Origin of the sequence: Brevundimonas sp. (genome assembly GCF_016463485.1) — a bacterium.
In the GTDB taxonomy this organism is placed as follows: domain Bacteria; phylum Pseudomonadota; class Alphaproteobacteria; order Caulobacterales; family Caulobacteraceae; genus Brevundimonas.
Window position 1 is genome coordinate 1 of record NZ_JAEMRD010000261.1, and the last position, 1,520, is coordinate 1,520.

The 1,520-nt window shown below is 68.6% G+C and carries 2 protein-coding genes; one reads left to right on the forward strand and one right to left on the reverse strand.

What is annotated here, in order from left to right; all coding sequences use genetic code 11:
- On the forward strand, positions 1-819 hold an 819-nt coding region (locus JHC99_RS18695; RefSeq protein ID WP_292156198.1), incomplete at its 5' end, for a class 1 fructose-bisphosphatase.
- Between the two features lie 25 nt (positions 820-844).
- Here JHC99_RS18695 and JHC99_RS18700 read toward each other — a convergent pair.
- Positions 845-1,520: divergent polysaccharide deacetylase family protein (locus JHC99_RS18700; RefSeq protein ID WP_292156199.1), on the reverse strand; the 676-nt coding region annotated here is incomplete at its 5' end.

A 1,520-nucleotide genomic window follows, 5' to 3' on the forward strand; every position in this document is an offset into this window, starting at 1 on the left:
GTTCAGGACGAGGAGCAGAAGAAGCTCGACGTTATGACCAACGACATGCTGACCGATCGGCTCAAGGCCTGTGACCCGGTCGCCGCCGTGGGGTCCGAGGAGATGGACCTGATCGAGCCGACCGGCCGAACGGGAGGATATCTGGTCACCTTCGATCCGCTGGACGGGTCATCCAATATCGACATCAACGCCCCGGTGGGGACCATCTTCTCCATCCTGCCCGCGCCCGAGGATCGCGCGCCCGTCGAGGCCGACTTCCTGATCGGGGGCCGGAAACAGGTCGGGGCCGGATACGCCGTTTACGGCGCCCAGACCATGCTAGTGCTGACCATGTCGGGCGGGGTGACGGGCTTCACGCTGGACGCGCAAGGGCGCTGGCATCTGACCAACCCCGATATCGTCGTGCCGGCCGATACGAAGGAGTTCGCCATCAACATGTCGAACCGCCGCCACTGGGCCCCTTCCGTGCGCGCCTACATCGACGACTGCCTGGCCGGAAAGACGGGACCCCGGGGCAAGGATTTCAACATGCGGTGGGTCGCGGCCATGGTCGCGGACGTTCACCGCGTCCTGATGCGCGGCGGGGTCTTCCTCTATCCGTGGGACCAGCGCGAGCCCGACCGCCCCGGCAAGCTGCGACTGCTGTACGAAGGCGCGCCCATGGCCCTGCTGATCGAACGCGCGGGGGGCAAGGCCACCACCGACGGCGTGACCCCGATCCTCGACGTCATCCCCCGGAATCTGCACGAGCGCTGTGCCGTCGCCCTGGGCTCGGCCAACGAGATCGACGCCTATGCCGGTACCCCCGCAGGGGAATGACCTGAGGCTGGTTTGACGACGCCGCTCAGCGGCCGGGGCGTTGGGTCATGGATGATGCGGGAGCCAGTTGCAGGCCCCGCGCTTCGAGGCCGGCGGTCCAGCGGGCGGCGGCCTCGACCGTGACGGGATAGCTGAAGCCGGTGCCCAAGGCTGCGCCGCGTTGCTTGGCGGCGGCTTCCAGCACGTTCAGGCGGCCGATGATGGCGGCGGGGGTCTGGGTCTCGTCGATGATGGTGTCAGCGCTGGCGCGGGCCCAGGCGCCGGGACGGCGACGCGCCGATCCGTCGTCGAGGAAGGCCAGGCCCCGCTGGCGCAGTATACCCATGAAGGCGGACATGCCGGTATCCGAGGTCACGAACCGGTCGCCGAGATAGTTGGTGACGCCGAAATAGCCGGTGGCGCGACCCAGCAGCCAGGTCATCCGCGCCTCGATGTCGTCGGGCGTGCCGGACGACAGCAGGGTCTGGGGGCCCGGATCGTTGTCGGGATAGCCGGTCGGCTCCATCGGGATCTCGATCATCACCTCATGGCCCTGGGCTCGAGCGAGGTCGATCCAGCCCTGAAGGCCCTCGGCATAGGGGACGAACGACAGGGTCACCTCGGCCGGCAGGCGCTCGATGGCGGCGCGGGTGGTCACGGCGTTGAGGCCCAGACCGCCCACGATCAGGGCGACGCGGGGCTTGCCGTTCGGACGGAAGGGG